Source organism: Mycobacterium sp., assembly GCF_049683935.1.
Taxonomy (GTDB): domain Bacteria; phylum Actinomycetota; class Actinomycetes; order Mycobacteriales; family Mycobacteriaceae; genus Mycobacterium.
The window spans coordinates 1-5,154 of record NZ_JBAUJR010000420.1 but is presented as its reverse complement, the minus strand read 5'-3'; the positions used below and the strand labels follow the sequence as shown (position 1 = coordinate 5,154).

Here is a 5,154-nt window from a genome sequence, read left to right as displayed (position 1 = left end):
TGTGGCCGTAGACCGTCGAGAGCGACTGGCCGTCGACGGTGGTGTCGATGATGATCCAGTTGCCGAACCCGCTGGCGTGTTCGGCCTTGACGACCGTGCCGTCGGTGGCCGCATAGATCGGGGTCCCGATCGGGGCGGAGTAGTCCTGGCCCTGGTGTCCTTCGGCCTCGCCGGTGACCGGATTGGTGCGGGCACCGAAACCGCTCGTGGCCTGATATGTGCCTTCACGTAGCGGCATCACCACTGTTCCCGAGTGCGGGGCCACCGCCGCAGCGCCGGCCGGCAGGCACGTGCCGTCGTCGACCGGCGGTGTGCGGTCACCGGAGAGGACACCGAACATGCCGATCGCAGCGACCGCGGCGATCAGCAGCAGGCTCAGTGCGCCCGCACTGCCCTTGCTGCCCTGCTGTGATGCTGCCATCGGTGCATGTCCTCACGAATCGAAAGAATGATCAGTGCCCGCCCGGACACCTGTGGTGGTACGTGTAGTTCGGTTGTGGTGCTGTAGTTTTCGGCTGCTCTGCGTCATGCCCGCCCGGCTGCAGAGCCTGCTCGGCGGCTGGTCAGCCCCCGATCTTCTGGGTGAAGAAGTCGATGAGCCATTGCAGGGCGCTGCGGCCGGTGGAGTCGACCGTGAAATCGCCGTAGGACTGGTGCGCACCGGAGGCGAAGAACGTCGCCGCGTCGATACCGGCACCGACCAGCTCGGCGGCATCGCCTGCACTCGGTGACGAGGCCAGTGAGACGAGACTGCCTGCCAGACCGGCGAAGTCGCCGGTGGAGGCTTGTTGGCCGATCGCTGCGGACTGTCCGGTGACCTGGGTCTGTGTGCCGAGTTGGTCGGGGCTGGTCTTGGCGGCCGAGCCGGTCAGGACTCCGACCGCGACCGAGGCGAGGTCGAGCCCGATGGGCAGCAGCTCGGCGGCGGCCGCGAGGTTGCCGGTTTCGAGGATCTTCCACGCGACTTCCTGAATCGCGCCGACATCGTTGGCCAGGCGGATCACGTCGACGTTGCCGAGCAAGCTCAGCACCAGGGAGGCGATCTGCGCCGATCCGCTGGGGTCGGGGATCATCGCCACCAACGCCGCGAGCGTGTGCAGATCCACTCCCGCGGCCATTTTCACGATCGGTGCGAACTGGTTGTTCAGGTCCCCGGCGATCTTGTGCGATCCCGCGACGTCGAGAGCGGCGACCTTCTGCGGCAACGCGATCAGGTTGTCGACGATGCCTTGGTAGTCCAGGCTCGTGAAGCCGGTCGCGACGTTGACGACCTGGTTGACCACCGTCTTCGGCTTGAGCAGCGAGAGCACCTGCGTTGCCGAGGTCAGCGCATCCGGGGACACGGACTGCAACGGTGCGACCTGTCCGGTGAGCGTTGCGGCCGTATCGGTCAGGCCTGCGGTGGTGCCGGTGCCGCCCAGCACCGACGAGGCGGTGTCGGCGATCGAGGTCGCGGTGCTCAGGACTGCGGGAATGTCGATCTGATCGAGTGCGTCGAGCACCGTGGAGGTCTTCGCTTCCGGCGATCCTTCCGGTGCGGTGTCGAGAGTCGAACGGATGCCGGGGTTCGCGGCGATCACCGACTGCACATCGGCGACCGGTTCGAGGGTGTTGAGCAGCGATGTCGCCGAGGCCCCGACGCTGGCGACCTGCGACTGAGTACGGTTGGTTCCCACCGAGTCGGGCAGGGTGGCCACCCGCTCCCCGAGAGTCGATGCGGTGTTCGCGGCACCGGCCAGATCGACGCGGGAGAAGTCCGAGACCAGCGACGACGCAAAATCGCTGACCCCTCCCGACTGCGTCGGCGTCGTGCCGGGCTGTGTCCCGGCACCGGTGACGCCGCCCTGCGCCGTCGTCGACGGCGCTGCGCTACTCGACGGTGCTGCGGTCGTCGAGGGAACGGCGGTCGCTCCGGACGAGGTCAGGCCGCTCGCGGTGGAAGTGGCCGGGTCGATGGGCTTGTTCGCCAGGACCTTGCCCAGGCCCGCGAGCAGACCGTCCTTGCCGGCGTTCGTCGAGCAGTACAGGTCCGTGGGATTGCAGAGCTGCTTGACCACCGGGGCGAGAGAGCCGAAGCCTTCGGGCCGGACCCCGCCGATGCCCTGGCCGTCGACCTTCGGCCCGACGACGGTGCCGCCGGCGGTGCCCTGGTGCGGATCGGCGACCAGACCGACGCCGAGAATCCGGGCCGCGGGAACGACGCCGCGACCGTTGCCGATCTCGGCGGCGATGTCGCCGGCGGCGTCCGCGCCTTGGGAGTAGCCCGAGAGCAGGAACTTCGACGTCGCGCATGCCGAGGTGAGGATGTTGTTGATGGCGCTCTTGCCGGTTTCCTTGCTGTCGGCGTAGGTGCGGCCCTGGTCGAACGCCGACGCGGCATACGCGGGGTAGTAGACCTCGATGTCGTTGCCGTACTTCTGTTTCAGTGCGTTGCCGACGGTGGCGAGCATTCCGACCGGGGTGGTGGGATTCGCGGCGGCGTTGGTTTCCCACGTACCCGGGGCCATGATCGCGACGTACTTCGCGCACGAGGTCGCCGCCGTCGCTGCCGGTGCGGCGTGTGCGGGGACGGTGCCCGCGGCCAGGACCATCGCGGAGACGACGACGGTCAGCGCCGGCAGTGTCCGGCGTTGTCGTCGCCGCGGTGTGGTGTGCGTTCTCTGGCCGGTCATGGTGTTTCTCCTCGTGTGCGTCGAGCGGGGTGGGGACGGGTCAGGCTCCGCGACGGTCGCGGCTGCGCCGCTCCCACTGCGAGAGCTGTGGGGGTGGTGCGCTGTCGGGCTGGCGGTTCACCGATTGCGGCGAGTACGGATCGGTGAATGGGTAGGCCACGCCGTGCCGTGCCGCGGCGATGTTGTCGGCGACCAGGGCGGTGACGTTGGTGTAGGCCTCGATCGTGGCGGGCGGGAGGTCCTTGTAGACGATCCGGTCGCCGCGGGCGAGCGCTGATTCGTACGGGGCCTGAATGAAATTGCTGTCCTGGACACCGAGATTGCGCAGATCCTCGAAGACCGCCGACGCCAACTGCGGGTTGGAATCCGGTGTTGCACAGGTCACGATGACCGTCGACGCCAGCAGGTGCCCGTAGCCGCGGGCGATGATGCCCTCGAGCATTTGATAGACCTGTCGGGCGATGTCGAGGCGTAGCGGGAGCGGAACGACCAGGGCATCGGAATGCTGTACGGCCCACTGCCAGCTCTCGGCCAAGGGATTTGCGGCGGTGTCGATGACGATCAGGTCCCGGTGTCGGCGCAGCACCGCCATCACCGCAGCGCATTCGTCCCACCCCAGGTTGCGCTCACGGTCGGCCGAATTGTCCGCAGCGAGAATGTCTTCCATCGTCGGCTGACGCCGCAGGAACGCAGTGAGCGACCCCGACACCGCCGACGAGGACGCCAGCTCGTGTGCATGATCGAGCAGGTCCCACACCGTGAGCTCCGGATCGGTGGTGCGGGCGGCGCGATCGCCGAGACTGCCGAGTGATTCGCTGGCGTCGAACACTGTCACCCCGTGGCCCCGGTGCTTACCGAACGTCGAACCGAGCATGACCGATGTCGGGGTCTTGCCCGCCCCGCCCTTGGGGTTGATGACCGAGACCACCGAGCACCCGGGAAGAGGCTGCTGCACAACGCGAATCGACTGACGCAGTCTGACTTCGGCAGATGCAGGCTTGGGCCTCAGGTGAGTTCCCAAGGCGGCATTGAGCCGTCCCCGCAGGCCTGCTTCGGCCGGCTCCGCGGTCGGGTCTTCCTCCTGGCGGTCGAACAGTCGCGCTCGGTAGAACGCGGCGGGGTCGACATCGGGTGTCTCGACCGCTGCCAGTGCGTCCTGCCCGACTCCGTACGGATCCGGTGTCGCGTCGGCGTGGCTGTCCTCTGCAGGCTGTTCGTCCGGTTCGGATTCGGGTCGGCGTAGGCGCTGAGCGCGGAGGTTGACGGTGTCCTCGGCTTCGTACCCGGCGACGGGGTTGTCGACGTCCGGGCGCGGGTGCTGTTCGGCCATCAGCCGACCTCCGCTTGATCGTCGACGAGCAGGTCGGAGAGCCGGATCGCCTGCCACGGACGGTGTCCGGGAACCTCGCACCACACGGTGGCCGGATTGTCGTCGTCGATCTCGAGGCGTTCGAGGTGTACTCCATAGCGTGCCGCGAGGGCGGCGAGCCGGGTGCCGTCGAGGTGCGGGTTGGAGATGTGCAGAATCAGCCGGATCGCGGGGGCATTGAGCTCTTCGCGTAGCTTGCCGGCCAGAAAGGCTGCCTTGCCGGCCGCGGAGTCGTCGGCCGATGTCTGATCGCCCTGACGGAACACCGCGTCCTTGCTGTGGAATGTTCCGTACCAGGCTGTTTCGTCGCCGTCGCCGACCACCGCGAAGCTGCCGCGCTCATCGCCTGCAGCGTAGAGCTCGACCACCGGTGCGGCTGCCGCCGCGGAGGCGACCGCGTCGGTGACCTGCTCGGCTTCGTTGGCGCGCATTCCGTCGTAGTCGAGGTCGAGCTGCTTGTAGAGCTCTCGTTTGACCTTCTGCCACATCGACCAGCCGGACAGGCCCGCCTGCTCTGTCCAAGCGCGGATCTCGCTCGCGGTCGACGCCCTGAGGGTCTCGTGTGCCTGTCGTACTGCGGTGGCGGCCTCGGCCCATTCGCTCGCTGCATCGCTCATGTCCTGGCGTTCCTTTCGTGGTGGCTGTTCGCCGCGGTGCTGCGGCGGCGGGTGTTCATGCCTGCTCGATGGCGGCGATGACGTAGCGACCGTCGACCTGGTCGGTGGTGATCCGTTGGCGGTACTGCGTCCCGGGCCCGTTCGGTCCGCTCTCGGTGAGGGTGAGGGTGTAGGAACCGGTGCGCAGCGGGTCGATGTCGAGGCAGTAGGTGGTGCCGGCCGGGACGGTGGCGATACCTGCGTCGAGGTTGGCTTCGACGGTGAACGGTGCGCTCGTCGGGGCGTTCGGTGAGACCAGAGCGTGGGCGGCCGCACCCGATCGCTGGACGTAGTAGGCGTGCTCGAACGCGGCGATGACCCCAGGGCCGCTGTTCTGATCACCGGCCGGCATCGAGCAATCCGGCCCAGCGGCAACGGTTGTCGGTGCGACAGAGGAAGAGGCGATCGTGTCGGCGGCCGTCGTGTCCGGCTCGGAGTCGCCACCGCTGAGCAACAC

Annotated in this window: 5 protein-coding genes; all 5 read right to left on the bottom strand. The window is 67.9% G+C overall.

Annotation, left to right across the window (positions count from 1 at the left end):
- A partial coding sequence (locus WA965_RS23705) for a M23 family metallopeptidase (RefSeq protein ID WP_526448135.1) occupies positions 1 to 421 on the bottom strand: 421 nt, incomplete at its 3' end.
- Positions 422 to 563: 142 nt separating this feature from the next.
- Positions 564 to 2,672: a cutinase family protein gene (locus WA965_RS23700; RefSeq protein ID WP_526448134.1), complete on the bottom strand. Its 2,109-nt coding sequence runs from the start codon at positions 2,670 to 2,672 to the stop codon at positions 564 to 566.
- Between the two features lie 40 nt (positions 2,673 to 2,712).
- A complete protein-coding gene (locus WA965_RS23695; RefSeq protein ID WP_526448133.1) occupies positions 2,713 to 4,002 on the bottom strand; it encodes a MinD/ParA family ATP-binding protein in 1,290 nt (429 codons plus the stop codon).
- Positions 4,002 to 4,658 carry a hypothetical protein gene (locus tag WA965_RS23690; RefSeq protein ID WP_526448132.1) on the bottom strand — a complete coding sequence of 219 codons (657 nt, stop codon included), beginning with the start codon at positions 4,656 to 4,658 and terminating at the stop codon, positions 4,002 to 4,004. The genes WA965_RS23695 and WA965_RS23690 overlap by 1 nt, the downstream gene beginning before the upstream one ends.
- A gap of 55 nt (positions 4,659 to 4,713) precedes the next feature.
- On the bottom strand, positions 4,714 to 5,154 hold a 441-nt coding region (locus tag WA965_RS23685), incomplete at its 5' end, for a DUF8176 domain-containing protein (RefSeq protein WP_526448131.1).